This window comes from Stackebrandtia soli (assembly GCF_965137155.1).
GTDB lineage: Bacteria > Actinomycetota > Actinomycetes > Mycobacteriales > Micromonosporaceae > Stackebrandtia > Stackebrandtia soli.
Window position 1 is genome coordinate 20129 of record NZ_CBCRZX010000014.1, and the last position, 23558, is coordinate 43686.

The 23558-nt window shown below is 67.2% G+C and carries 25 protein-coding genes and 1 tRNA gene; 17 read left to right on the forward strand and 9 right to left on the reverse strand.

Going from position 1 to position 23558, the window contains the following annotated elements; genetic code table 11:
- The first annotated feature begins 268 nt into the window (after positions 1-268).
- The gene (locus ACM9NP_RS10750) at positions 269-1240 is read left to right on the forward strand and encodes a sigma-70 family RNA polymerase sigma factor (RefSeq protein ID WP_415646506.1); all 972 of its coding nucleotides are present in this window, start codon (positions 269-271) and stop codon (positions 1238-1240) included.
- A gap of 85 nt (positions 1241-1325) precedes the next feature.
- On the opposite strand, the gene ACM9NP_RS10755 is transcribed toward ACM9NP_RS10750, so the two are convergent.
- Positions 1326-2177, reverse strand: coding sequence for a C40 family peptidase (locus tag ACM9NP_RS10755; protein WP_415646507.1), 852 nt, complete (start codon positions 2175-2177; stop codon positions 1326-1328).
- 458 nt (positions 2178-2635) lie between these two features.
- Between ACM9NP_RS10755 and mscL the strand changes: the two genes are divergently transcribed.
- A complete protein-coding gene (gene mscL / locus ACM9NP_RS10760; RefSeq protein ID WP_415646508.1) occupies positions 2636-3025 on the forward strand; it encodes a large conductance mechanosensitive channel protein MscL in 390 nt (129 codons plus the stop codon).
- A gap of 6 nt (positions 3026-3031) precedes the next feature.
- Here the strand turns inward: mscL and ACM9NP_RS10765 are convergent, their stop codons facing one another.
- Both ACM9NP_RS10765 and ACM9NP_RS10770 read right to left on the reverse strand, forming a co-directional pair.
- The gene (locus tag ACM9NP_RS10765; RefSeq protein WP_415646509.1) at positions 3032-3868 is read right to left on the reverse strand and encodes a spermidine synthase; all 837 of its coding nucleotides are present in this window, start codon (positions 3866-3868) and stop codon (positions 3032-3034) included.
- Positions 3865-4515 carry a MerR family transcriptional regulator gene (locus tag ACM9NP_RS10770; protein ID WP_415646510.1) on the reverse strand — a complete coding sequence of 217 codons (651 nt, stop codon included), beginning with the start codon at positions 4513-4515 and terminating at the stop codon, positions 3865-3867. The genes ACM9NP_RS10765 and ACM9NP_RS10770 overlap by 4 nt, the downstream gene beginning before the upstream one ends.
- Positions 4516-4868: 353 nt before the next feature.
- Here ACM9NP_RS10770 and ACM9NP_RS10775 point away from each other — a divergent pair.
- The 3 genes from ACM9NP_RS10775 to ACM9NP_RS10785 all read left to right on the forward strand — a co-directional run bounded on the left by ACM9NP_RS10775 (position 4869) and on the right by ACM9NP_RS10785 (position 6699).
- Positions 4869-4944, forward strand: a tRNA-Arg gene (locus ACM9NP_RS10775).
- 334 nt (positions 4945-5278) lie between these two features.
- Positions 5279-6130, forward strand: coding sequence for an oxidoreductase (locus ACM9NP_RS10780; protein WP_415646578.1), 852 nt, complete (start codon positions 5279-5281; stop codon positions 6128-6130).
- A gap of 23 nt (positions 6131-6153) precedes the next feature.
- Complete coding sequence (locus ACM9NP_RS10785) at positions 6154-6699, forward strand: GNAT family N-acetyltransferase (RefSeq protein WP_415646511.1); 546 nt, start codon at positions 6154-6156, stop codon at positions 6697-6699.
- Here the strand turns inward: ACM9NP_RS10785 and ACM9NP_RS10790 are convergent.
- Entirely contained in the window at positions 6696-7190 is a 495-nt protein-coding gene (locus ACM9NP_RS10790; protein WP_415646512.1) for a hypothetical protein, read from the reverse strand. The genes ACM9NP_RS10785 and ACM9NP_RS10790 overlap by 4 nt on opposite strands.
- Positions 7191-7237: 47 nt before the next feature.
- Between ACM9NP_RS10790 and ACM9NP_RS10795 the strand changes: the two genes are divergently transcribed.
- The 6 genes from ACM9NP_RS10795 to ACM9NP_RS10820 all read left to right on the forward strand — a co-directional run bounded on the left by ACM9NP_RS10795 (position 7238) and on the right by ACM9NP_RS10820 (position 13047).
- On the forward strand, positions 7238-8236 hold the full coding sequence (locus ACM9NP_RS10795) for a hypothetical protein (protein WP_415646513.1): 999 nt from the start codon (positions 7238-7240) through the stop codon (positions 8234-8236).
- 116 nt (positions 8237-8352) lie between these two features.
- Positions 8353-9366 carry an Rv2578c family radical SAM protein gene (locus ACM9NP_RS10800; protein WP_415646514.1) on the forward strand — a complete coding sequence of 338 codons (1014 nt, stop codon included), beginning with the start codon at positions 8353-8355 and terminating at the stop codon, positions 9364-9366.
- A gap of 103 nt (positions 9367-9469) precedes the next feature.
- Complete coding sequence (locus ACM9NP_RS10805; protein WP_415646515.1) at positions 9470-10117, forward strand: ABC transporter permease; 648 nt, start codon at positions 9470-9472, stop codon at positions 10115-10117.
- Positions 10110-11273, forward strand: a complete 1164-nt coding sequence (locus ACM9NP_RS10810) for an ABC transporter ATP-binding protein (protein WP_415646516.1) — start codon at positions 10110-10112, stop codon at positions 11271-11273. Before ACM9NP_RS10805 ends, ACM9NP_RS10810 begins: the two co-directional genes overlap by 8 nt.
- Positions 11270-12052, forward strand: coding sequence for an ABC transporter permease (locus tag ACM9NP_RS10815; RefSeq protein ID WP_415646517.1), 783 nt, complete (start codon positions 11270-11272; stop codon positions 12050-12052). Before ACM9NP_RS10810 ends, ACM9NP_RS10815 begins: the two co-directional genes overlap by 4 nt.
- Positions 12052-13047, forward strand: a complete 996-nt coding sequence (locus ACM9NP_RS10820) for a glycine betaine ABC transporter substrate-binding protein (protein ID WP_415646518.1) — start codon at positions 12052-12054, stop codon at positions 13045-13047. The genes ACM9NP_RS10815 and ACM9NP_RS10820 overlap by 1 nt, the downstream gene beginning before the upstream one ends.
- 381 nt (positions 13048-13428) lie before the next feature.
- On the opposite strand, the gene ACM9NP_RS10825 is transcribed toward ACM9NP_RS10820, so the two are convergent.
- Positions 13429-14097, reverse strand: a complete 669-nt coding sequence (locus ACM9NP_RS10825; protein ID WP_415646519.1) for a helix-turn-helix domain-containing protein — start codon at positions 14095-14097, stop codon at positions 13429-13431.
- A gap of 160 nt (positions 14098-14257) precedes the next feature.
- On the opposite strand from ACM9NP_RS10825, the gene ACM9NP_RS10830 reads away from it, so the two are divergent.
- Both ACM9NP_RS10830 and ACM9NP_RS10835 read left to right on the forward strand, forming a co-directional pair.
- Entirely contained in the window at positions 14258-15328 is a 1071-nt protein-coding gene (locus ACM9NP_RS10830) for a hypothetical protein (protein WP_415646520.1), read from the forward strand.
- 331 nt (positions 15329-15659) lie between these two features.
- Positions 15660-16202, forward strand: coding sequence for a hypothetical protein (locus ACM9NP_RS10835; RefSeq protein ID WP_415646521.1), 543 nt, complete (start codon positions 15660-15662; stop codon positions 16200-16202).
- Positions 16203-16221: 19 nt separating this feature from the next.
- On the opposite strand, the gene ACM9NP_RS10840 is transcribed toward ACM9NP_RS10835, so the two are convergent.
- From ACM9NP_RS10840 to ACM9NP_RS10850, 3 genes are all read right to left on the reverse strand, one after another.
- The gene (locus ACM9NP_RS10840) at positions 16222-17697 is read right to left on the reverse strand and encodes a sensor histidine kinase (RefSeq protein ID WP_415646522.1); all 1476 of its coding nucleotides are present in this window, start codon (positions 17695-17697) and stop codon (positions 16222-16224) included.
- A 125-nt stretch (positions 17698-17822) separates the two neighbouring features.
- Positions 17823-18482: a lysoplasmalogenase gene (locus ACM9NP_RS10845; protein WP_415646523.1), complete on the reverse strand. Its 660-nt coding sequence runs from the start codon at positions 18480-18482 to the stop codon at positions 17823-17825.
- Complete coding sequence (locus ACM9NP_RS10850) at positions 18479-19348, reverse strand: sterol desaturase family protein (RefSeq protein WP_415646524.1); 870 nt, start codon at positions 19346-19348, stop codon at positions 18479-18481. Before ACM9NP_RS10850 ends, ACM9NP_RS10845 begins: the two co-directional genes overlap by 4 nt.
- A 636-nt stretch (positions 19349-19984) precedes the next feature.
- Between ACM9NP_RS10850 and ACM9NP_RS10855 the strand changes: the two genes are divergently transcribed.
- Genes ACM9NP_RS10855 through ACM9NP_RS10870 form a run of 4 tightly spaced genes read left to right on the forward strand, consistent with a single transcriptional unit; the run spans position 19985 to position 23176 of the window.
- A complete protein-coding gene (locus ACM9NP_RS10855; RefSeq protein ID WP_415646525.1) occupies positions 19985-21634 on the forward strand; it encodes a nitrite/sulfite reductase in 1650 nt (549 codons plus the stop codon).
- On the forward strand, positions 21631-21771 hold the full coding sequence (locus ACM9NP_RS10860) for an eL43 family ribosomal protein (protein WP_415646526.1): 141 nt from the start codon (positions 21631-21633) through the stop codon (positions 21769-21771). Before ACM9NP_RS10855 ends, ACM9NP_RS10860 begins: the two co-directional genes overlap by 4 nt.
- The gene (locus ACM9NP_RS10865; protein WP_415646527.1) at positions 21768-22460 is read left to right on the forward strand and encodes a phosphoadenylyl-sulfate reductase; all 693 of its coding nucleotides are present in this window, start codon (positions 21768-21770) and stop codon (positions 22458-22460) included. The genes ACM9NP_RS10860 and ACM9NP_RS10865 overlap by 4 nt, the downstream gene beginning before the upstream one ends.
- Positions 22442-23176, forward strand: coding sequence for a sirohydrochlorin chelatase (locus ACM9NP_RS10870; protein WP_415646528.1), 735 nt, complete (start codon positions 22442-22444; stop codon positions 23174-23176). Before ACM9NP_RS10865 ends, ACM9NP_RS10870 begins: the two co-directional genes overlap by 19 nt.
- Here the strand turns inward: ACM9NP_RS10870 and ACM9NP_RS10875 are convergent.
- The gene (locus tag ACM9NP_RS10875; protein WP_415646529.1) at positions 23103-23525 is read right to left on the reverse strand and encodes a hypothetical protein; all 423 of its coding nucleotides are present in this window, start codon (positions 23523-23525) and stop codon (positions 23103-23105) included. The genes ACM9NP_RS10870 and ACM9NP_RS10875 overlap by 74 nt on opposite strands.
- Positions 23526-23558 lie beyond the last annotated feature (33 nt).

Genomic DNA, 23558 nt, shown 5'->3' on the forward strand with positions numbered 1-23558 from the left:
ACGTGTCTCCTACCTTTATCGTCCCTCAACCTTTGCGCCCGTCAGCGCGTGTACTCCTATGTAAGAACGTCCGCAACGTCGCGGCCAAATCAGTGACGGTGCTGTCGACCGTCATCTTCACCAGTACGCGCTTCGGCACCCCAGCCGGTGGCGACAGCCTGGTATTGGTGGCAGATACGACACGGGTCATGGAATCAATGAGCCGCTCGCGCTGTTGTGACTCTTGTAGCCGCCGGTGTGGTGGGGGACGAGAAGGGTGGAGGAAACCTTGAGCGTGGAAACGACGACTGCGATCAGGACGGACGAGGTCGCGGAGGAACGCGACCTGGTTGGCGTCTACCTACACGAAATCTCGAAGACCCCGCTGCTCGACGCGGCGGCCGAGGTCGACCTGGCGAAGGCAGTCGAAGCCGGGTTGTACGCGCAGCGTCTGGTCGAGGACGACAGTATCCCCGCCGGCATCGGCGCCGACGAGCTCGAACGCGTCATCTTCGACGGTAAGAAGGCCAAAGAACAGTTCATCAAGGCCAACCTGCGGTTGGTCGTGTCGATCGCGCGCCGATACGTGCGCAGCGGTATGCCGATGCTGGACTTGATCCAGGAGGGGAACACCGGTCTCGTCCGCGCGGTCGAGAAGTTCGACTACCAGCGCGGCTTCAAGTTCTCCACGTACGCGACCTGGTGGATCCGCCAGGCGATCAGCCGGGCCATCGCGCAGCAGGAACGAACCGTCCGACTCCCCGTGCACCTCGTGGAGGACGTCAACCGCATGCGCAACACCGCGCGTCAACTGACGCGTGAACTCGGGGCGGACCCGGAGCCGGAGCAGATCGCGAACGCCCTCGGCGTGACCGTCGAACGCGTCAACGAGCTGATCCGCTGGTCGCAGGACACGGTATCGCTGGACACCCCGATCGGGGACGACGGCGACACCAACCTGGGCGATCTGGTGGCCGACTCCGACGAACCGACTCCCGAGGACGTCGTCATCGCGGGTCTCGAGCGGGAACGCATCGACACGATGCTGGGCCACCTCGACGAGCGGTCCGCCGGCATCGTCAAGGCCCGCTACGGGCTGGAGGATGGTCGCGAGCACTCGCTGACGGAGGTCGCGCACCGCTTCGCGTTGTCGAGGGAGCGGATCCGCCAGCTGGAGATCCAGGCGCTGGCGCGGCTGAAGGAGCTCGCCAACGACGGCTTCTCATCGAAGAGCAACAGCAGGATGGGCGCCGCGGCTTAAACAGCCGTCACGAACCACCCGAAACGGGCCGGACACTTGGTGTCCGNCCCGTTTCCGTGTCGCCAGGCCCGCTCGGGTCTCGCGGTCAGAGTCGTCCGTAACCTTCGATGGCCATCATGTCGATCGGTGCGTACCGGACGACGTCGCCGGTGGTCGGTGCGTGGATGACCTGGCCGTCGCCGGCGTAGATCGCGACGTGCCCGAGCCCGTTGTAGAACACGAGGTCGCCGGGCCGCAGTTCGTCGGCGCCGATGCGCGCGGTCTCGTCCCATTGCGCGTACGTGCTGTGGCTCAAGCTGCCGCCCGCGGCGGCCCAAGCTGCCGAGGTGAGACCGGAGCAGTCCCAGCCGTCCGGCCCGGCGGCTCCGTAGACGTACGGGTCGCCCAGCTGAGAGACCGCGAACGCGACGGCGCCCGCCCCGTCCGCGGAGACGGTCGTGCTGGTCGTGCCGACCGGAGCGGGAGAGCTCGCCAGGTCGGCCGCCAGTTCGTCGCGCTGTACGGCGAGCTCCTTCACGGCTGCCCGCTGAGCCTTGACGTCCGCGCGGAGTTCAGCGAGGAGCGTCGCGGCCGTGTCCTGCGCCGTCACGGCGTCGGCGAGTTGCTCGGACGTCGCGACACCGTACAGAGTCACGGCGCTCAGGCGCGCCAGTGGTGATTCGTCGCGCGGCACCGCGCGGGTGGCGTCGGTGACGGTCTCCGGTGCGATTGCCACGTCGGGAGTGGCGTCCGTCGCCTCCTCCTCGGCCTCGGCGAGTTGGTCCTCGAGGTCGGCCAAGAGGTCTTCCGCCGCCTCGTGTTCGGCGATGATCGCGTCGAGGCGATCGGAGTCGGTGGGCTCGGCCCAACCGGTCGCCGGGGCGAGCGCGACGGTGGCCGCGATCGCCGTGAGAGTGATTGTTCGAATGACCGCCGTTACCGGACGGGTCGGGGACATGGGGAGGGGTCCTTCCGTCAGCCGTCGCCCGTGACAATCCGGTTTCGATGGTCGTTCGCGGTGGCAGTTCGTGCCCGCCTTCGGCGTCGTGATCGATAGTCCGACATGGACAATTGACGCACGGCATCGGCGACGAGACGACGGCGCTCACCGAGTGGTGATCGGGTGGACACCAGGAGGCTCGGTGGAGCCCGCGACACGCTACGTCCCCGACGCGGCGCCGCCAAGGGTTGCGTGGAGAGTCCCACAGCCCATAACGGACAATCCCTCCGCCGCGCCACAACCGTTGTGCGCCAGTGATCATGAGTTCGCGCACGGTAATGGTCGATATGTCACGTACGGTTCTCGATCGACCCCTCAACGTAGGCAAGATTTATCAATGCGTAACCGTTCGACCTCAATCTATATGGGGCGGGGTTCGTGTTGTCATCGATACGTTGTGTGAGAGTCTGGCGGGCATGATTAAGGGATTCAGAGACTTCCTCATGCGCGGAAACGTCGTCGACCTGGCCGTCGCCGTCGTCATGGGAGCGGCGATGACGGCGCTCGTCGTGTCGTTCACGGGCGCGTTCATCGAGCCGGCGATCAAGCTCGTCACCGGTGGCGGCGACGTCGGCGGTCAGGTCACGATCAACGGGGTCGTCTTCCCGTACTCCGAGTTCATCAACGGGGTCATCAGCTTCGTCATGACCGGTGCGGTCGTGTACTTCGCGATCGTCCTGCCCGTCAAGAAGCTCAGCGAGCGCTTCCGCCGCGAGGCCGAGGAGCCCACGCCCGTGGAAGCCGAGGAGATCGCCCTGCTGCGCGAGATCCGCGACGAGTTGCGGTCCAACCGCGTCAGTTCCTGACGCCGTTCAACGAAAGCGCATCGTCGGCGGTGGGAGAGAGGTGCTCGCCGTGTCGTCCGTCGTGGGGCGGACACCGCCGACGAATCGGACGAGATCGTTCCCGTGTACGACCCGGCACGGGAACGCGGTCCCCGCGACGCGACGTCGCAACTCCACCAGTGGCAGCTTCTCCTTGGCGCAGAGCATGATCAGGTTCCCGTATCGATGTCCGTTGAGAATGGACGAATCCGCGATCACGCAGACGTCGCCGAACATTTCGACGGCGGCGGCCACGATGCCCTTGCTGAACGCGAGCCCTCCGCCGTCGCACAGGTTCGCCGCGTAGAAACCTCCCGGTCTCAGCACCCGCCCGACCTGGTTCAGGAACTCGACGCTCGTAACGTGAGCCGGCGTCGTGAAGCCCGAGAACATGTCGCCGATGATGAGCTCGTAGCACGCGTCCGGCGCCGCCGACAGTTCCTCGCGAGCGTCCCCGATGCGCACCTTGACCTTGGTTCCCTTGGCCAGCGGCGCTTCTCTGCGCACCAGCTCGATCAGGTCACGGTCGATGTCGACGGCCTGCTGGTACGACCGGGGTCTGGTCGCCGCGACGTACCGTGCCATCGCCAACGCGCCCGCGCCCAGGTGCAGCGCTCGAACGGGCTCCTTCGGCGGTGCCATCGCGTCGATCAGGAAACCCAGGTGCTGGCAGTACTCGTCGATGAGGTGCGAGGGGTCGTCGAGGTCGATCGTGCTCTGCACGACGCCGTCGACGGTCAGCACGACTGACGCGGGGTGGTATTCGTACGGTTGGATGCGGGTCTCCACGGTCACACAGTCTGCCCGAGTGGAGATGACGGTCATCGATGGGAGGGTCTGCCCGGACGGTCGCGGCTCAGCTTTGCGGCCGCGTTCTCGTGGGCGACCCGGCGCATCGCCGAGATGACCGCGCCGCCGATCACGGTGCCGACGACGGCCGACTCGACGACCTCGTCGACCTCCGTCGATTCGAGGGCCCAGGCGACCTCCCTGTCCGCGAGGCGCTCCAACTGCTCGGCGTAGATCTCGACCAGGTTCGTGATGTCTCGGCGGCTGACCCGGCGCATCGTCGCGATGGCCGCGATGAGGCTGGACGCCGCGTGCGAGTCGGGGGCGATTCTCCAGCCTCTTCGGGCGATCACGGCGGCGACGAGCTTCCGAGCCCTGCCCCACTCCGGGTCGTCCTCGTCGGGCGAGTGCGGGAAGGTCGCGTGCATCGCGGCGTCCAGGGCCGCGTTGGCGTCGTCGGTTTCGGCATCGATCGCGGCGAGCACCTCGCCGGTGGCCGCGATGGTCAAACCGCCGACGTCGATCAGCGCGCGGATGAGCCGCAGCCGTCTCAAGTGCCGGTCGCCGTACTCGGCCTGGTTGACTGCCGTCCGCTCTCCCGATGGGAGGAGACCCGTGCGCAGGTAGTACTTGATACTCGGTGCGGACACTCCCGATACCCGGCTGAGTTCGGCGATGCGCATGGCTTTCCTTTCACCCGATCGAATGATTCCTTCGCCGTTGATGATAACGTCGCCGATAGTGCAACTATCCGTAACATTCGCAGTGCTGGAGTCTCCGTGAACTGGAGGTTCGGTCGTTGCTTGGAAAACTGTCATCGACCTCACATTAGGCCCCGCAAGGGATCCAGACGCCTTCACGAACTGGGCGATACGTCGCTTTCATGCCATGATGGGTCGTTCCGCGACCTCGCGGGGCCGGTCGAGGCATCGGACAGATGTTCGCTTCCGCGCGGTCGGAGCGCTTAACCGGCTGCACGACCGCGACGCCGAACGATAATCTTGCATGGGCACACATAACTACGTGCCTAGGTTTCGCGCCCGTAGCTCAGCGGATAGAGCAGCAGACTTCTAATCTGACGGTCGCAGGTTCGATCCCTGCCGGGCGCGCCACTATGCACTGTCGCGAATGTCCACGCGGCCTCTGGGAACGCTTGTCACTCAGGCGTTCCCCAAGGTGACACACGAGGCACAGTGGATCGTGAATCGCTGACTGTGGCGGCGTCGGCTCGAAACCTCTGATGCTGAGGCTCGCCGACGCGACGCCTCGAACGCGAATCCGGGGCGTTGTCGCTCGTGTTCGCGCCCCGGTTCAGTGTGGCATCACTATTGGTAGACATGTCGATCTTTGCTCCTGTGGCGGCATCCATCGCCGATCGGCCGCTTCCCTGTCGCCTTGGTGCGGTGGGATCGTGGTCGGCCCCTAGAGTGGGCGATCGTGACGACGATGGAACGGTGGGAGTTGGGCGGCGACCTGAGCATCGCGAGGGTCGGATACGGCGCGATGCGGCTCGTCGGTTGGCCGCAGGGGAACCGGCCAAGCCGGGAGGCGGCTCTCGGCATCCTGCGTCGGGCCGTCGAACTAGGGGTGAATCACATCGACACCTCGAACTACTACTCCCGCGACGGGGTGGCCGCCAACGAGCTGATCCGCGAGGCGCTGTACCCCTACCCGGAGGACCTGGCGATCGTGACGAAGCTGGGTGCGCTCGTCGAAGGCTCCGACCTCGAACTGCCTCCGGCGGACCTCACCGGCCTCACTCCCGACAACCTGCGTCGTGGCGTTGAGGCGAATCTCCGTTCGCTCGGCGTGGACCGTCTGGACGTGGTGAACCTCCGGATGGGCGAGCTCGAGCGCTCCACGACACCGCTGCCAGTCGCCCTGGAGACGCTGGCGGTGCTGCGCGAGGAGGGGCTGATCCGGCACCTCGGGGTCTCCAACGTCACTGTCGCCGAATTCGACCAGGCTCGCGCGGTCACACCGATCGTTTGCGTCCAGAACCACTACAACCTGGCCAGACGGGAGGACGACCCGCTTGTCGACGCGAGCGCGGAGGCCGGGATCGCCTACGTCCCGTTCTTCCCAGTCGGCGGGTTTCAGCCGCTCACGGGTGAGCGCCTGCGAACGGTCGCCGATCGGCACGGCGCGACCGTGCCGCAGGTGGCCCTCGCTTGGCTGTTGGCTCGGTCGCCGAACATCCTGCTGATTCCCGGCACCGGTTCCCTGGGACATTTGGAGGAGAACGTCGCCGCCGGGGCGCTGAGTTTGACCGCCGAGGACATTGCCGAGCTCGGCTGACGGCCCAGGTCGACGGTCCACACGTGGTCCGGTCCGCGTTCTGCGCCGGGTGGAACCGTTCCCTCGACACGGCGCGGGTCCCGCGCCCCGTTCGTCCATTGTGTTGGACACTGTCGAGTTTTATATGGACCTCGCGGGCCGGATACGCTGGCGCGCAGGATCCAGTACATGTCGAGGGGGAAGACGGTCCCGCGCCCGTGGCGGCCGACCACTTCGTCGGATGGGGGCGACGTCTCGACCAGCGCCAGTTCGCCGCCGCGCTCGCGGGCAGCAGCGCGGTCGAGTTCGCGGTCGAGGACGGCACGGTCGTCGGCTTCGTGACCGCGATCAGCGACGGTGTGCTGACCGCGTTCATTCCATGGCTCGAGGTGTTGCCCGCGTATCAGGGCCGGGGGATCGGCGACGAACTGTTGCGCCACGTCACCGCCGCGTTGTCGCACATGTACTCCATCGACCTGGTTTGCGATGCCAACCTCGTCGACTACTACCGTCGGCACGGCATGATCGCGTTGTCGGGAATGGGATTGCGGCATCCGGAGGTGTTGGCGGAGCCGCCCCGTGCTCCCTAGCCGGGGAGAAAGACCGGCCTCCCGTCGATCATCAGGTCGAACAGGGCGCGGTGATCGAAACCGTTGGCGTCGAAGACGTCCGGTGTCAGCAACTTTCGCAGTCTCCGGACGACCTCGCCGTCGGCCGACAGGTCATCGGCGGCGACGTCGACGTGCGTCGCGTCGCCGAGGCGGGATCGCCATCGTCGGTAGTCGTCCTCCATGATCAGTCGAGAGTGGATCACGCCGGTCTTCGGGGTGGTGTCCGGGATCGCCGCGCAGTACAGCACTTCCGCGCGGATGTCGCCGGTCACGTGCAGATCGCCGTCGACGAAGACACCCGCCGCCGTCAGTTCGCCGCCGACCGTGATCCGGCAGTCCGGGCCCTCATCGAACAGGACGCCGTAGACCGTGAGCGAACCCGTCACCGTCAACTTCCCGGGCACGCGGGCATGCCCGTTCACCAGCAGATCGCCCTCGTGCGTCGGGCGTACGGTGTGGATGGACGTCATCGCGGCCTCCGGCGATCGATGTCGGTGAGCGCGCCTACTGTACTGGAATGACGAGCTCTTCGGACCACATAGGCGTTTCCGTGCGGCTGATGAGCGCCGACGACGCCGACCGCCATTTCGGGTTTCGCGCGTCGTTCGACGGCAAGGCCGCCAACGACGACATGGTCCTCGTCGTCGACGGCGACCTGACCGTCGACGAACTCGAACTCGACTTCTTCCGGCTGGATCGTTCGCTCGGTGTCGAGCGTCCCGACGAACCTGCCGCGCTCGGCCTGATCGTCGACGGTTCACTGACGGTCTCCGGGTGCGTCTCCAACTGGGAGAGTGACTTCGGGCCGTTCCTGTGGGTGCGTGGCGATCTGCGGGCCGCCAATGTCGGAACGGGTGGCAGCGCGATTCTGGTGGACGGCTCCGCCGTCATCGACGGTGCCCTGTACGGCTACTACAACCATGGTTGGACGCGGATCCGCGGCGACGTGACGGCCGAGGTCGTCATCGTGGAGGAACACCTCATGCGCTTTCACTCGGGTTTGACGGCCGAGCTCGCCGTGGCGGAGAACTTCCTCGTGGTGGATCATCCCGACCGGGTCCAGGTGAATCAGTGGGCCGGCCGACCCCTGCTGCCGGACGACAGACCCAGCGACCTCGGTACTCGGTCCCGCCGGGCCGTCAGTCTGCTGGACGAGTCCTTTTGGGATCTCAATCGGCGAGCGATCCTGGTCGCGCTGACCGAGGGACGCTCTCTGCTCTCCCGCTCCGAGCAGGCCGAGGCACAGGAACCCGTGACCGACGCCGATCGGGCGCGCGCGGCACTCGTCGCCGCCGGAATCACGCCGCACGGCCGCTTTCACTCCGGCTTCGTCGTCTCCGGCGGGGATGGTCACATCGAGGTCTTCCATTGCGAGGCGGACGACGGCTTCGAGGACGAGGAGATCGACATGCCGGAGGAACTGCGCCGATACACGGAGGCGTTGACCGGCGCGGGTTTCGGCGTCGACCAGGACCCGAACGACGTCGACGTCCTCAGGGTCGTCGCGCGCGACTGAGTGTCCAGGCGTCAATGGCGCGCTGGAACTCGGTGGATCGCTTGCGTCCCAAGGGGGTGAAAGCGAACGTCATCCCTGGTCAGGCAACAATCGAACAGGTGTTCTAGGCTGACGTCATGCGCTGGGAGCCCCTCCGATTGTTCGACGACGAGTCGGCGGCGCCGCCGCTCATCGCGCGCGGCGCCGTCACCCGGACCTTCGACACCCCCGAGTTCGCCGGCTTGACCTTCTACGAGATCCACGCCAAGTCGATCATCAACACGGTCTCGGCGGCGTCGGCCGTCCCGTTCGGACACACCATCAATCCGTATCGCGGGTGCAGTCACGCCTGCGTCTACTGCTTCGCCCGGAAGACCCACGAGTATCTCGATCTCGGCTACGGAGAGGACTTCGACTCGAAGATCATCGTCAAGGTCAACGCCGCCCAACGCCTGCGCGCCGAGCTCGCGCGCCCGTCCTGGTCCGGCGCCCCGATCGCGATGGGCACCAATGTCGACTGTTATCAGCGCGCTGAGGGTCGGTACCGCCTCATGCCCGGCATCATCTCCGCGCTCACCGATCACGCCAATCCCTTCTCCATCCTCACCAAGGGCACGCTGATCCTGCGTGACCTCGAACTGCTCGCGCACGCGGCGACGGTCACCGACGTCAGCGCCGCCGTTTCGGTCGGTTTCCTCGATCCGGCGTTGTGGCGCGCGGTCGAACCCGGCACGCCCCGTCCGTCGTCCCGGCTCGACGTGTGCGCCCGCCTCAACGACAGTGGCATCGATTGTGGAGTGTTGATGGCGCCGATCCTGCCGTATCTGACGGACTCACCGGAGGCGTTGCGTTCGGCGGTCTCGGCCTGCGCCGACGCGGGCGCCGTCAGCGTGACCGGGATCGTGCTGCACCTTCGACCAGGCGCGCGCGAGTGGTACTCCGACTGGCTGCGCCGGGAACACCCACATCTCGTCGAGCCCTATCGGCGCCTCTACGGCACCGGCTCCTACGCCCGCCGCGACTACCGCGACCACGTCTCGGCGTTGATCCGGCAGTACACCCGTGAGTTCGGTGTGGACGGCCGCCGTCGGCACCGCACTCCGCCGCCGACCCCACCACCCGAGCCGGAGGCCCCGCCGACCCTGTTCTGACCAGCCGTCCTTTCCCGGGCAATGTCCCGTGTGGCGCCCTCGAAACCTCGATCGCGGCGATACCCTCGACGGCGGACGGTCGACACGGCGAATGGGGGGCGCGGTGGGGTTCTTGTCGTACGTCGCCGAGAACGCCGGTCTGCTGCTGTTCGAGTTCTACCAGCAGGCCAGCATGGTGTTCCAATGCGTGCTGCTGGCCGCGATCATCGGCATCACGCTCGCGATCGTGTCCTACCGGACGCCCTGGCTCGCCGGGCTCACGACCGGCACGGCCAGCGTCATCTTCACGATTCCGTCGCTCGCCCTGTTCGGCCTCATGATCCCGGTCTTCGGTCTCGGCGTCACCCCATCGGTCATCGCCCTGACGATCTACGCCCTCCTGCCGATCGTGCGCAACGCGATCGTCGGACTGTCCACCGTCGACCCCTCCATGGTGGATGCCGCGCGCGGCATGGGCATGAACCGCGTCGCGATCCTCACGCGCGTCGAGCTTCCGCTGGCATGGCCCGTGGTGCTCACCGGCATCCGGGTCGCGACCCAGCTGACCGTCGGCGTCGGAGCGATCGCCGCCTACGTCTCCGGGCCCGGGCTCGGCGACCAGATCTTCTCCGGGCTCGCCCGCCTCGGCGGAGCGAACTCGCTGAACGCGATCCTGGCCGGAACGATCGGGATCATCATTCTGGCGCTCCTGTTCGACGCCGCTTTCGTCGTCATCGGACGCTTCACGACCGCGAGGGGACTGCGTGTCTGATTCCACCACCGGCGCCGGTGTCGCCATCGAACTGAGGGGCGTCACCAAGCGTTTCGCGGGCCAGCGGGTGCCCGCCGTCGACAATGTCGATCTGACGATCCCGGCGGGGGAGATCGTCATGCTCGTCGGACCATCCGGCTGCGGCAAGACCACCACCATGCGGATGATCAACCGACTCATCGAACCGACCAGTGGGGAGATCCTCATCGGCGGGGAGGACGTCCGCAAGAAGGAACCGAACGCGCTGCGCCGTCACATCGGCTACGTCATCCAGGCCGGCGGCCTGTTCCCGCACATGAGCGTCGCCGAGAACATCGGGCTCGTCCCGCGCATGCTCAAGTGGGGTCCCACCAAGACCGCCGAGCGTGTCAAGGCGATGCTCGATCTCGTCGGCCTCGAGCCCGGCCAGTATGCCGACCGGTATCCCCGTCAACTGTCCGGCGGTCAGCAACAGCGCGTCGGCGTCGCCCGCGCGCTCGCGGCCGATCCGCCCGTCCTCCTCATGGACGAGCCGTTCGGCGCCGTCGATCCGATCACCCGAGCACACCTCCAGGACGAACTACTGTCCCTTCAGGATGAACTGAGCAAGACCATCGTCTTCGTCACGCACGACTTCGACGAGGCCGTCAAGCTCGGCGACCGGATCGCGATCCTCACCACCGGATCGACCATCGTCCAGTACGACGAACCGGCCGCGATCCTGGCCAACCCCGCCAACGACTTCGTGCGCGGCTTCATCGGCGCGGGCGGTGCGATGAAACTCCTCAACGTCACCCGGCTCGCCGACATCGAACTCGCCGACATCGTCGTCGCCAGCCGCGACGAACCCGCCGAGGAGGTGCGCCGTCGCGTGGCCCGCTCGCACACGCCGTGGGCCGTCGTCCTCGACGCGAACCAGCGACCCGACCGCTGGCTGTCCGCTGAGACTCTCGAAGACCTGCGCGGCGAGATCGGTGACGCCGGAGACAAGGTCCACACCACCATCAACGGCCGTGCCACCGTCAGGGAGGCGCTTGAGGCGCTGCTGAAATCCGACGCGAACTGGGTTCCCGTCACCGTCCGGCGAAAGTACGTCGGCAGCGTCACGCTGGAGACCGTCCAGCAGGCGATTGGGCGGTTGCGCGAACGCGCGAAGGGCCTCGGGAGGCCCCGGTGACGTCCACACTCGCCGAGAACGAGGTCCAAGCGGTCGGCGCGACCCCCGCCGACCCGAAACAGAAGCCGTGGGCGCTGCTCGCCTCGCCCGCCGTGATCCTCGCGGCGTTCGTCGCCCTCCTCATCTACCTCAACGGGGCCGACCTCAACGAGAGCGAACAGGCGTCCATCAACGTCACGTCGCTCGCCGAGGAGATCCTGGCCCACCTCCAATTGACGGTCGTCTCCACCGTGATCGTGCTCGCGATCGCGATTCCCCTCGGCATCGTGCTGTCCCGCAAGGGATCTCGTGGCGCGTTGCCGGTCGTCCTCGCGCTCGCCAACATCGGCCAGGGCGCACCGGCGATCGGGGTCATCGCGCTGCTGGCGGTGTGGCTCGGCATCGGGTTCTGGGTCGCGATCATCGCGCTCGTCGCCTACAGCATCCTTCCCGCGCTGCGGAACACGCTCGTCGGGCTGCAACAGGTCGACCCGGCGCTCATCGACGCCGGTCGAGGGATCGGCATGTCCGCCCCCGCCGTTCTGTTTCGCGTGGAAGTACCGCTGGCGGTACCCGTCATCCTCGCCGGAATCCGCACGACGCTCGTCCTCAACGTCGGCGTCGCCGCGCTCGCCGCGTTCATCAACGGCGGAGGACTCGGCGGACTCATCATCACCGGCGTCAAGCTGTACCAGCTCCCGGTGCTGATCACGGGCAGCGTCCTCATCGCGATCCTGGCGTTGACGGTGGACTGGCTCGCCGCGATCGCCGAACGGTATCTGCACCCGAAGGGAATGTGATGAGGTTCGCGCGTGCGCTCGCCGCCGGGATCGCGTCGTTGGCCTTGGCCGCGTGCGGGCTGCAACCGGCGTCGCAGTACATCCCCGAGGTCAAGCCCGGCCCGGAGCTCGAACGCTTCGACTCCCTGGACGGCGCCCGCGTCGTCACCACCGGCAAGGACTTCACCGAGCAGTTGATCCTCGGCAAGATGCTGTCGCTCGTGCTGTCGGCGGCGGGCGCGGAGGTCGTCGACAACACCAACACCAAGGGCAGCACCAACGCGCGGGAGTCACTACTGCGGGGCGACGCCGACGTGATGTGGGAGTACACCGGCACCGGCTGGGTCGTCTACTTGGGACATACTGACGGCGATCGCGGGCCGGACGGTGAACCGGTCGACCTGGCGGACAAGGCCGCCGTGCTGGCCGCGCTGTCCGCGCAGGACCTCGAGCAGAACCAGCTCGTCTGGGGAACGAAGCCCGCTCCGTTCAACAACACTTACGCGATCGCCGTCACCGAGGAGGCCGCCGCCGAGCACGACCTGAAGAACCTGAGCGACATCGCCTCCCTGCCCCCGGATGAACAGACCTTCTGCCTGGAGAACGAGTTCGCCGCGCGCGGCGACGGCTGGCCCGGAATGAAGGAGGCGTACGGACTCGACATCCCGGCGGGCCAAGTGTCGATCATGGATGCCGGGATCGTCTACGGCGAGATCGGCACCACTTGCGTCTTCGGGGAGGTGTTCGGCACCGACGGGCGCATTCCCGCCAACAACCTCGTCACGCTCGTCGACGACGAGATGTACTTCCCGTTGTACGAACCGGTCGTCGTCGTCCGCGAACCCATCGCGAAGCGGTATCCACAGATCATCGAGATGTTCGACGAGCTTGGCCAGCAGCTCGACACCGACACCATGCGCGAGCTCAACGGTCGGGTTGACGTCTACGGCGAGAACCCCACCGCGGTGGCCCAGGACTGGCTCGTGCAGGTCGGCTTTCTCGCGCCGGAGCGTTGACACACGGTGGACTTCGCCACCGGCCGACCGTTTCAACGGAGCCGACGCCGATTCCGATGAGGACGCCGATCCCGAGGTCGGTCCAGGGTGATCCCCGGCCGAACAGGGCCCCGAGACCGATGCCGACGAGACGCGCCGGGAGCGTCCTTGGGGGCCTCAAAGTCGTTGGCGAGCAAGGCTTCTGATGCAATCGCCTTGCCGCTGTCCCGACCACCGCGACTGAATACCCGATTGCGGCATGCCCGTGCTCGTGTTGTGGTGGGCCGCATGGGAACCGAGGTACATGGAGTTTCGTTACGCGGGTCGAACAGGGCCTCGTGGGCGTTGAATCAGCCAATTGAACCGAAGCTTGACGTCCGGAGCACTACCCCTGCGGACTGATCACGGCGGGAGGTCGCGCCAGCGTTCGGCCGACGCCAGAACGTCCAGGCTGATCCGTTCCAGGAACGCACCGCCCCTGGCCAGCCGGCGTCCCACGGGCGTGTCGAGCCCGAGCGTCTGCCCCGCCGCCTTCGTGATCTCCGCCGCCGCGAGCGTCTGCCGCGAGCTGATCACCGTCGAGTGGTACCAGGCGTCGTCGTCGACCACGTAAACGTCGCGCCGCCGCTGCGGATCCCGTTCGCGCCTGATCAGCCCCTGCCGGGTCAGGTAGCCGACCGCCATGGAGATCGAGGCGGGACTGACTTTCAGCCCACGCGACAGTTCGGCCGCAGTGAGTCTGCCGTCCTCGCTCAGCCACAGACCGATGAGCACGCGCGCCACCATTTTCGGCAGGCCCATCCCGATCGCCATCTCGACTGCGCCCTCTTCCACCTCGAGGAGCTTTCGGTCCTTGGGTTCGGTCGCGGGCGAACGTGCCGCGGCGCCGCGCTGCGCCCGCCGCGCTGTCGCCTGGTGCGCACGTTCGGGGCGGTAGTTTCTGGGGCCGCCGTTGCGGCCGACCTCACGACTGATTGTCGAGGTCGGCCGGTCCAGGCGCCTGGCGATTTCTGCGTAGGAGCGGCCTTCGGCGAGGCCGGTCGCGATGCGCCGGCGGTCCTGCAGGGTCAACCTTCCTTCTGGCATGAGACCACTATTGCATTCGATGCCATACAATGCAATGTTTCATTGCATTCAGTTCCACCGTCAGTGCATCAATATATTGGTCTTTAGCTGCGATTACGCACATTCGTGAATTGTAGAATTTATGAAAGCAACGTAGCTTTCAATCATGATGAACACGTACTACGGCGACAAGTCGGTCACTCCGTCCCTCGACCGCGCACCCGCCTTCCAACGAGTTCTTCCGGCACTCGGACTGCTGGTTCTCGCGCCGCTGGTCGGCGAGTACTTGCTCGGCAACATAGCCATCAATGCCCTACCGATGATCATCGGGATGATTCCGCTCTATGGTGGCGGCGCGCTGCTCATCCGTGAGGTCGCTCGCCGGTGGCGGCTGGGGTGGCCGGGGATCATCCTGCTCGGGCTCGCCTATGCCGTGATCGAGGAGGGCCTGCTCACCCGGTCGCTGTTCAATCCCGACTATGTCGGGCTGCGGTTGCTCGACTACGGATTCATTCCGGCGCTCGGCATCGGTGCCTACTGGACCGTGTTCGTTCTGGCCATCCATGGGGTGTGGAGCATCGCGGTGCCGATCTCGATGGTGGAGGCGGGTTCACGCCGGCCGGACACGCCGTGGCTCGGCAAGGTCGGGTTCACCGTGTCAGCCGTCCTATTCGTGCTAGGTGGCGCGGTGCCCATCGCCCTTGCGGGTCCGGCCATCTACCCGTTGTCGGCCGCTCAGATCACCTGGACGCTGATCACGGCCGTCGCCCTAATCGTCGCCGCTTTCCTGTCCGCTCGATTCCGCCGTCCCCTCCTCCAAGCCTCGCCACCTGGCCCGTGGACCGTCTTCGCGATCACCATCGTGGCCGGGCTGGCGTTCTGGCTCCCCGGCTTGCTCGCCATGGTGGGGATCAAGCTGGAGTCCATCGTGCCCGCGTGGATCACGGTCGGCTTCTACCTCGCTCTCTACGCCACGATGACGCTGCTCATCCTGCGCTGGGCACGGCGCATGGGCTGGGGACCCTGGCACAGGTTCGCACTGGGCGCTGCCGGCTTGGTCACCTACGCGTGGCACGGCTTCCCTCAGCCGCCGAGTTTTCCAGCGCCGCCGAATGTGGACCTCATGGGTAACGCGGTCTTCGCGCTGGCCGCGCTCGGGTTGCTCGTCTTTGTGGCGGTACGGCTCCGTACGTCCACACCCAACATCACACCCGCGACCGGGCCCGCCTCGCCGTGACGCCGAGGTTTCCGTTTCCGCGGTTGACTGGCTGGTATCCGCAAGATAGCCATCGCCGTGCCGTAGCTGCCGCGTCGCGTCACCGCGACGGCCGGACCGAGATTCGGCTCTCCAGTGCCACACTGGGCGTTGCAGAGGCGTGTTCGGCTTTGCCCCCGTAGCCCGTCCATTCTGCGACAACGCGGGGCACCATCGCGTTCACGACGAGACGAGGATGATCCCGAGTCCAGAGTGATCCTCCGCCGAACGAGCCCCGAAATCGATCCTGTCCTGACCACCGCGACTGAATACCCGATTGCGGCATGCCCGTGCTCGTGTTGTGGTGGGCCGCATGGGAACCGACATACATGGACACATCGAATGTCGGCCTGAGTTCATGGACTGGACCCGGGCGATCGACATCGAGCTGTTGTACGAGGGTCGCGGCTACGACGAGTTCGCGATGCTCTTCGGGGTCCGAAACGACGCCGACCACGTTCCAGTCGCCGAGGGGCGTGGTCTTCCGTCCGATGTGTCCGACGAGATCTCCGTCGACGTCGACGGCTGTCACGGCGCGACCTGGATCGGGTGGGACGAGATCCTGACGGTCGACTGGGCCGCCTCGGCCGGTGAACCCGTGCGGCGACGCGAGCCGACGCCAATGTCGACTTTCGATCGGGTGATTCACCCCGGTCGCGCCCTAGGCGGGGAACAGACACGGGAGGCGGGTGTCAACATCCTGCCCCCGTGGCTGCGCGGCACCGAGGACGACGCCCTGCCCGTTCCGCAGCGCTCACACCTGCTGGGCAACATCCTGCGGACCTTCGATGTCATGTCGGTGCTGGCCAAGCAGCACGGAGCGGCCAACGTCCGGCTCGTCGTCTGGTTCGACTGACGCGCAACGGGTCGCGCGTTCAGCCGATCAGGAACTCCAGCCGTGCCTCGGTGCCGCCGTCGGGGTGGTTGCGCAGGTCGATGTCGCCGCGGAGTTCGCCGGTGGCGAGTGTCCGCACGATCTGAAGCCCGAGCCGGTGAGTCGCGTCGATACGGAACGTGTCGGGAAGTCCCCGTCCGAAGTCGCGCACCGTGACCCACAGTCGGTCGTCCTCGCGGCGCACTCCGACGACGACCTCGCCGGCCTCGCCCGGTCGGTATGCGTGCTCGACGGCGTTCTGCACCAGTTCGTTGACGACCATCACCAGTGGTGTCGCGATCTCGGACGGCAGCACCCCGAAGGAACCGTCGCGCCGCAGTGTGACGCGCGATTCGGCCGCCGCGACCTCGGCCGCCATGGAGGAGACTCGGTCCACGATCGCGTCGAAGGCCACGGACTCGTCGCTGGACCGCGACAGGGTCTCGTGGACGAGGGCGATGGAGGTGACCCGCCGGACCGACTCCTCTAGGGCGGCACGGGCTTGCGGAACCCCGACACGCCGGGCCTGGAGTCGCAGGAGCGCGGCGACCGTCTGGAGATTGTTCTTGACCCGGTGGTGGATCTCGCGGATCGTCGCCTCCTTCGTGACGAGTTCGCGGTCGAGCCGGCGCACCTCCGTCACATCGCGGACGAGGACGAGAGCGCCCGCGCCCTCACCGTCGGGCCTCAACGGCAGTGCCCGCATGAGCACGACGGCGCCGCGCGCCTCCATCTCCTTGCGGCGCGGGGTTCCGCCGGCGAGGGCGGAGGCGATGCGCCGCGCCGCGTCGTCGGCCTCGGAGGCGTCGTTGACGAGCTTGCGAGTCAGCTCGACCAGGTTCTCTCCTGATAGGACTCCGGTGACTCCCATGCGGCGGTACGCGGACAGTGCGTTGGGCGACGCGTATCGGACGAGGCCGTCGCGGCCGATGCGGATGAGCCCGTCGCCGACACGCGGGGCCGTCGTCGGTTCGCCGGGTAGCAGCGGCGGCGGAAAGCCACCGTCGGTGAGCATCTGCACGAGGTAGTCGGCGGTCTTGAGGTAGTTCAGTTCGAGGTGACTGGGGCTGCGTGTGCCGGAGAGGTTCGTGTCGCGCGCGACGACGGCGACGACCTTGCTGCGGTCGCGGCGTCGCACCGGTACCGCCTCGTGCCGGGCGGGTGTGGCTCCGTGCCACACCGGGTCGCCCTCCCGGAAGATGCGGCCCTGGGTGAACGCGACGGTGAGGTGTTCGGCGTCGGCCCCGGAGATGACGCGGCCGACCTGGTCGTCGTCGTAGGCCGTGGGGCCCGTCGTCGGCCGGACCTGGGCGAGGCAGATGAACCCTTCGCCGTCCTTGGCCGGGGCCCACAGCAGCAGGTCCGCGAACGACAGGTCGGCGAGCAGCTGCCACTCGGCGGCGAGCCGGTGCAGGTGTTCGCTGGTGCCGGACGACAGGTCGGTCCGGGACGCGATCAGATCACGAAGCGTTGACATCGCGGCAAGCCTAGATCCCGTCCGACCTCCCGGCAAACGCCTCGGGCCGTCCGTGTCGTCAGGTCCTGGGTGGTGTGGACGACCGGCGCCCCGCTCGGGCTCGGCGCCGGCTCGGCTCTCGCGCATCAGGACGTGGCGCGGCGCCAGCCCGTGACGAGCAGGTACTGGGCGGCGATGTACGTCGTCATGATCGCGATATTCCGGCCGGTGAAGTCGAGGTCGACGATGCCGAGCGCGATCATCGAGTCCGAGACGAGGAACAGCGTTCCGCCGATTCCGGCGCGCGCCGACAGGCCGACGGAGATCGTCGCCATGGTCGTCAGCGCCAGGCTGTACACGGCGATCGGGACGGCCAGCTCCGCGAAGTCCGCCCAGAACGCGACGAGGAAAGCGACCCAGAAGACGCCGAAGACGATCGGGGCCCAAGGCTTGGATCGCAGCCCGCCGAGGGCGCCGAGCCGCACGAAGACGGTGATGTAACTCAACTGCATCACCAGGAAGAAGCCCATGCCGATCAGGAAGGCGATCGTCCCCGGTACCAGCAACGCCACGTCGGCGACGGTGGCGCACACCAGACCGACCGCCATCAGCGCGGCACCGGGCAGGGACCGTCCCGAGAGGAGGATCACGATGAGCAGCAGCGGCATGAGCAGCGGCTTTGACGCCCATTCGAGCCACGTGACATCGGTGCCGACGGAGACGAGGTTGACGGCGGTGACGATGGCGTACGCGACGAACAGCGCCTTGACGGCCGTCGACGGGGTGGCCATGGGGGCACGGTTCATGAGCGGGTCTCCGTGTTCCATCCGGGTGGGTTGACGATGTAGCGCGCCGCGTCGCGGATGCCTCTGGCGCCGCGCACGTCGCGCCACAGCGCCGCGTACTCACCGAACGCGACCCGCACGGGATTATAGGTGTCGATGTTCGTGGTCAGTCCGTACCTGACGCGCTCGCCCTCGGGTTCGAAGGTGCCGAACATGCGGTCCCAGATGATGAGGATGCCGCCGTAGTTGCGGTCGAGGTAGACGTCGTTGGAACCATGATGGACGCGGTGATGGGACGGCGTGTTCATGACCCATTCGACCGGGCGGGGCAGTCGATCGACGCGCTCGGTGTGCAGGAAGAACTGGTAGATGAGGCTGATCGACTGCTGGAGGAAGATCATCCACGGCGGGAAGCCGATCAGCGCCAACGGAAGCCAGAACGGTAGCGACGTCATCGGCGTCCAACTTTGTCGAAGCGCCGTCGTGAAGTTGTAGTACTGGCTGGAGTGGTGCACGATGTGGCTCGCCCACAGCACTCGGATCCGGTGATGCCCCCTGTGGAACAGGTAGTAGGCGAGATCGTCGGCGAAGAACAGGCCCGCCATGACCGCGACGATCAGCCAGGGGTCGTTCGCGATCGTCGCGTTCGTCACTATGTCGAAATTGAACGGTGCTATATAGACGAATGCGGCGGCGAGAATCGCGACGTTGGCGAACTTCCACACGAAGCCCACCACCTGGGAGCCGGCGCCCATCGTCAGGGACGTCGCCGAGTCGCGCAACTCGTAGCCGCGCTCGTCCTCATCGGGAGCGAAGTGGAACGACGCCGCCTCGACCACGACGAACAGCACGAACGCCGGAATGGCGTACATGATCGCGTTGACCATGGGATTTCCGATCGGTGAGGTGGGGGCTGATCTCCCGCACAGTCTCGGATACCGGCGGGTAGGTGTCAAGGCCGCGGTCGTGACCGTGGGGTTCCGCCTCGTCATCGGGAGGTTCGACCCCAGGGGCCGCACCCCGTTCATGACCGAACGGGCCTGGGACCGATCGACGCCCGTTGCGTCGTGGCCGGTTCACGTCCGACGCGCCGGAAGCCTTGGGAGCACCGGGATGTGGGCGCTGCTCCGTTCCGTCGAGCGCCGCCCCACCCTCGCGACTCGTGGACCGGTCCAACGGCGCGACCTCCTTTCGGGCGTCTCCGGCCGTGGTGCTTCGACGTGGTGTGTGGCATGCTTGCCCCATGCCAGCCGCGTACCGTTTTCGTCTCGTGATGCGACGTCACGTTGACTTCGGTCGTGTTCGCAGCGCCATCTGTAGCACCGTCTCCCACTAGCGGCCGCTCGGTTCGTCGCGCTCCCATCGCGCGACCACAGGTGTACTCACACCGTTTCCTCCGCTTCGGCCAGCGCTAGTTCGCCGCCCTGCCGTCATCCGTCGACGAACCCGCACCGGGCGCGCGAGTCGCGGCCGGTGCCGTCCGCCTCCTCGCGCGCGGTCGTTTCCCATTCGCGAGGAGCACCGTGTCCACTGTCATCCGAGGTAAGGCGAAGGGCCAGGGCCAATGGGCTCTCGGTCATCGCGAACCCCTCAACGCCAACGAACAATTCAAAAAGGACGACGACGGGCTGAACGTGCGCGCCCGCGTCGAGAACATCTACGCTCACAAGGGTTTCGCCTCGATCGACCCGTCCGACCTGCGGGGCCGCCTCCGTTGGTGGGGCCTGTACACACAGCGCCGCCAGGGCATCGACGGCGGACGCACAGCCGTCCTGGAACCGCACGAACTCGACGATGAGCACTTCATGCTGAGGATTCGCATGGACGGCGGTCAGCTCGATGCCGCCCAACTGCGGGCGGTCGCGGAAGTCTCGACCCGTTTCGCGCGCGACACCGCCGATGTGACGGATCGACAGAACGTCCAGCTGCACTGGGTGCGGATCGAGGACGTGCCGGAGATCTGGCGCACGCTCGAAGCCGTCGGACTGTCCACAACGGAAGCGTGCGGTGACACGCCCCGGGTGATCCTCGGCAGCCCCGTCTCCGGTCTCGTCGACGAACCCGTCGACGTCACCGCGATCATTGCCGAACTGACCGACCGCTACATCGGCGACCCCGCCTACTCCAACCTGCCTCGCAAGTTCAAGACGTCCATCTCGTGGCTGCCCGACGTCCCTTACGAGACGAACGATGTCGCCTTCCTCGGCGCCGTGCACCCGAGCCTCGGCCCCGGCTTCGACCTGTGGGTCGGCGGCGGCCTGTCGACGAACCCGGCCCTGGCGAAACGGCTCGGCGTGTGGGTGGCCCCCGACGAGGTGTCGACGGTGTGGGAGGGGGTCATCGGGATCTTCCGCGACTACGGCTATCGACGACTCCGCAACCGCGCGCGGCTGAAGTTCCTCGTCAACGATTGGGGCGTCGAACGGTTCCGGCAGGTACTCGAGAAGGAGTATCTCGGCGCGAGCCTTCCCGACCTGGCGGCGCCACCGGTGCCCGACGCGATCATCGACCACATCGGCGTCCACCCGCAGCGCGACGGCCGCCGGTACATCGGCGTCGCCCCAACCGTCGGGCGCGTCTCCGGGACGATTCTCGCGAAACTCGCCGACATCGCGCAGCGCTACGGCACCGGCCACGTCCGCACCACCCCGAACCAGAAACTCCTCGTGCCGAACGTCCGTGACGCCGACGTGCCCGCCGCCGTCGACGCGCTCGCCGACATCGGCCTCTACGCGAGCCCGTCACAGTGGCGCCGCACCACCATGGCGTGCACCGGTATCGAGTACTGCAAACTCGCCATCGTCGACACCAAGGACACGGCCGCCGCGCTCATCACGGAACTGGAACGGCGGGTGCCGACGCTCGACTCGCCGATCTCCATACACGTCAACGGCTGCCCGAACGCCTGCGCCCGAACCCAAACCGCCGATATTGGGCTCAAAGGACAGATCATCACGGTCGCCGGGAAACAGGTCCCCGGCTTCCAGGTGCACCTCGGCGGCGGCCTCGCCCTGCACGCGGGCTTCGGTCGCAAACTGCGCGGCCTCAAAGTCGCCGCGTCCGAACTGGACGACTATGTGGAGCGTCTCGCGATCCGCTACCTCGCCCAACGCGTCGACGCTGAGGCCTTCGCGGAATGGGTCCTGCGCGCCGACGAGGAGGACCTGCGATGAGCGAACGCGCCGTCCCCTACTTCTGCCCCTATTGCGGCGACGAGGACCTACGACCTCACGAAGGCGGCGGCTGGCACTGCCGCGCCTGCACCCGAGTCTTCGCCGTGACCATGAAAGGAATGGTGATCCCGTCGTGAACCTGTCCCAACTGCACAAGATCGCCGACGCCGCGAACCGTGAACTCGACGGCGCTCCCGCGCAGCGTGTCATCGAGTGGGCCGTCGACACCTTCGGCGAACGTTTCTGCATCACGTCCTCGTTCGCCGACGCCGTCGTCGCGCACCTCGCGTCCACCGTCGCCCCCGGCGTCGACATCGTGTTCCTCGACACGGGGCTGCACTTCCCGGAGACGCTCGACGTTCGCGATCGCGTCCGCGAGCTGCTGCCCGTGACGGTTCGGTCCGTCGACCCGCCGCTGACCGTCGGCCGGCAGGACGGCGAGTTCGGTCCCCGCCTGTGGGAGCGCGACCCCGACGAATGCTGCGCGCTGCGCAAGGTCGCGCCCCTGGCGCGCGCCCTCGACGACTACGACGCGTGGGCGACCGGCCTGCGTCGTGACGAGTCCCCGACCCGCGCCGACACCAAGCTCGTCGACGTCGACTCGGGGCGCGCGAAGATCAAGGTCTCCCCGATCGCGTCGTGGACCCAGGACGACGTCGACTCCTACGTCGCGCGCCACGACATTCCCGTCAACGCGCTGATCACCCAGGGCGATTACGGCAGCGTCGGATGCTGGCCGTGCACCCGACGCACCGCGCCGGGAGAGGACCCGCGCGCTGGCCGGTGGGCGATGTTCGACAAGACCGAGTGCGGTATCCACCGGTGACGCCGCGCCTGCTGGTCGCGCACGGCAGCCCCGACAAGCGATCCGCCGCCACCGTGCGGCGGATCGCCGAACGGGCGGGCGCGATCGCCACATTCCTCGACTTCGATCGCCCAGATCCGCGGTCGACGATTTCCGCGTTGGTCGCGGCGGGACACGACCGGATCACCATGGTGCCGCTGTTGCTGACCGACGCGCACCACCATCGCGTCGATCTCCCGGCGATCGTCGCCGCGTCGACGGAGCGGCATCCCGAACTGTCGATCGCCGTCGACGCCCCGATCGGAGGCGCGCATCTCGTGCCCGCGCTCGCTCGTGGGCTGCCGCCCGTGGACGCCGTGATCCTCGCGGCGGCCGGAACCCGGCACGGTCCGGCCCGTGACGCGATCGACGTCGTCGCGGCGGCGTTGGGGGAGCGGCTAGGCCTGCCGTGTTCGACCGCTTACGCGGCAGGAGAACCCGGTGTCGGGGACGAGGTCGCGCGGCTGCGCGGGGAGGGCTTCGGTCGCGTCGCGGTCGCGTCCTACTTCATCGCGCCGGGAGTCCTGCACGATCGCGCGCGCAACGCCGCGTTGGACGCCGGGGCGGTGGCGGTCACCCCGCCGTTGGGAACCTGCCCCGAGGTGCTCGCCGTGTGCCGACCGGTCAGTCCTCCGACGGTTCGACCCCGACTCCGAGGGCTTCTCGTGCCGACGGAGCCAATAGCGATCCCGCGGTGAGGAGGCCCCACGCCCACGCGGCGAAGGCGTAGCCCCAGGCGTCGGCTTGCGAGAGGTAGTAACCGGCGACCATGAGCAGCAGCTGAAGGAAGACCGCCAGTCCACGCATGCCCGGGCGGCCGAGGCTCATGGTGCGGGCGGCGGAGATCACCAGCGCGGCGACTCCGGCGGCGATGGCCGCTTCGGCGAAGCCCGCGCCCGCGGCCGATTGCTCTTCAGTCAGACTGAGCCAGACCAGCCACAACGCGACGCCGATCAGGCCGACGCCTTGCAGGAACAATGAACCGAGCGCGATCGCCAGCGGTGTCGAGCGGGTGATGGCCGACACGGTCGACGGTGAAGGATCCACGCTGACAACGTACAGGGCACTACAGTCGCAATC

Bases quoted from the DNA above. Each gene is read 5' to 3' on its own strand.
- ACM9NP_RS10755 (WP_415646507.1), bottom strand. From the start codon at position 2,177: ATGTCCCCGACCCGTCCGGTAACGGCGGTCATTCGAACAATCACTCTC.
- mscL (WP_415646508.1), top strand. From the start codon at position 2,636: ATGATTAAGGGATTCAGAGACTTCCTCATGCGCGGAAACGTCGTCGAC.
- ACM9NP_RS10765 (WP_415646509.1), bottom strand. From the start codon at position 3,868: ATGACCGTCATCTCCACTCGGGCAGACTGTGTGACCGTGGAGACCCGC.
- ACM9NP_RS10770 (WP_415646510.1), bottom strand. From the start codon at position 4,515: ATGCGCATCGCCGAACTCAGCCGGGTATCGGGAGTGTCCGCACCGAGT.
- ACM9NP_RS10780 (WP_415646578.1), top strand. From the start codon at position 5,279: ATGGAACGGTGGGAGTTGGGCGGCGACCTGAGCATCGCGAGGGTCGGA.
- ACM9NP_RS10790 (WP_415646512.1), bottom strand. From the start codon at position 7,190: ATGACGTCCATCCACACCGTACGCCCGACGCACGAGGGCGATCTGCTG.
- ACM9NP_RS10795 (WP_415646513.1), top strand. From the start codon at position 7,238: ATGACGAGCTCTTCGGACCACATAGGCGTTTCCGTGCGGCTGATGAGC.
- ACM9NP_RS10800 (WP_415646514.1), top strand. From the start codon at position 8,353: ATGCGCTGGGAGCCCCTCCGATTGTTCGACGACGAGTCGGCGGCGCCG.
- ACM9NP_RS10820 (WP_415646518.1), top strand. From the start codon at position 12,052: ATGAGGTTCGCGCGTGCGCTCGCCGCCGGGATCGCGTCGTTGGCCTTG.
- ACM9NP_RS10830 (WP_415646520.1), top strand. From the start codon at position 14,258: ATGATGAACACGTACTACGGCGACAAGTCGGTCACTCCGTCCCTCGAC.
- ACM9NP_RS10835 (WP_415646521.1), top strand. From the start codon at position 15,660: ATGGGAACCGACATACATGGACACATCGAATGTCGGCCTGAGTTCATG.
- ACM9NP_RS10840 (WP_415646522.1), bottom strand. From the start codon at position 17,697: ATGTCAACGCTTCGTGATCTGATCGCGTCCCGGACCGACCTGTCGTCC.
- ACM9NP_RS10845 (WP_415646523.1), bottom strand. From the start codon at position 18,482: ATGAACCGTGCCCCCATGGCCACCCCGTCGACGGCCGTCAAGGCGCTG.
- ACM9NP_RS10850 (WP_415646524.1), bottom strand. From the start codon at position 19,348: ATGGTCAACGCGATCATGTACGCCATTCCGGCGTTCGTGCTGTTCGTC.
- ACM9NP_RS10860 (WP_415646526.1), top strand. From the start codon at position 21,631: ATGAGCGAACGCGCCGTCCCCTACTTCTGCCCCTATTGCGGCGACGAG.